Genomic DNA, 967 nt, shown 5'->3' with positions numbered 1-967 from the left:
GACGAACGGCGCTGACAGGTTCGTCTCGCCAGCAGGTTTCCGGCTCCGTCGACAGGGCTGGGAAAACCGGGGCGAAATGGCGGGCCGTGCGTACGGCAAAACCGTGTGGTCCTGGCCGTCGTTGCTACGGTCAAGCTCTTGCGGAGGCGGCAGTCGCGTCAACCGGCGCGATGCCGGTGAATTCCGCGAAGGCGAGGGAGGCCAGAACGAACTCGGCTCCCGGGAGAGCACGGCATAAGCCGTCCGACCACTGCGCAGGGAAGGCCGAGTGATTGGCTACACCTGTATGCTGCTGTGCGGTTCTTCCTGCGTGTGCTTTTCGCGCAGCGGACCGCGGGTGCCAGCTGGCACCCGGCCTTCCCTGCGCCCTCTTGGCTTAGAGGGTAGAGCGACGAAGCAAAGCTCGGGTGAATTGCGCCGCGAGGCTGCGAAGGCGTGTCTGTAACCACACACTCGCTGTCATCGCCCGGCTCGACCGGGCGATCCAGTATTCCAGAGACGGCTGTGATGGAGCCGAGAGGCCGCGGTGTACTGGATTCCCCGCCTTCGCGGGGAATAACAGTTGTAYTTGGAGGACGAAGTCGATGCCTCATACTCCGTCATTGCGAGCCCCGCCTCTTCATCGCCTCGCCATCCACCACTTCCGGCGCCATCGCCGACCATGCGCTGGACGCGAACTGCCGGCGCCATGTCACGATCACCACGGCGGCCGTGGTCACGAACAGCACCCAGGGGCTGACGAACCAGCCGAGATAGCCGAGCGCGAAGAAGAAGGCGCGCTGGCCGCGGTTGAAATGACGGCCGGCGGATTCGAACAGGCGCGTGGTGCGGATGACATGGGCTTCGGCCGCTGGCGTGTCGCGCTGGGTCGCCGGCGGCATGCCGCCGAACAGGATGGCGACATAGTTGAACAGGCGATAGGCCCAGGCGAACTTGAAGAAGGCGTAGACGCAGATCAGCACCAGCC

General features: G+C 64.9%; 2 protein-coding genes. One reads left to right on the top strand and one right to left on the bottom strand.

Annotation, left to right across the window (positions count from 1 at the left end; genetic code table 11):
- Positions 1-238 (top strand): hypothetical protein (locus AC1D00_RS42840; RefSeq protein ID WP_477014882.1); only part of this gene is annotated, 238 nt, incomplete at its 5' end.
- Between the two features lie 361 nt (positions 239-599).
- Here the strand turns inward: AC1D00_RS42840 and AC1D00_RS42835 are convergent.
- On the bottom strand, positions 600-967 hold a 368-nt coding region (locus AC1D00_RS42835), incomplete at its 5' end, for a DUF599 domain-containing protein (protein WP_477014881.1).

It is taken from the genome of Bradyrhizobium sp. P2_E8 (assembly GCF_056403875.1).
Note: the sequence above shows the minus strand (reverse complement) of the source record. Positions and strands in the feature narration are given on the sequence as shown.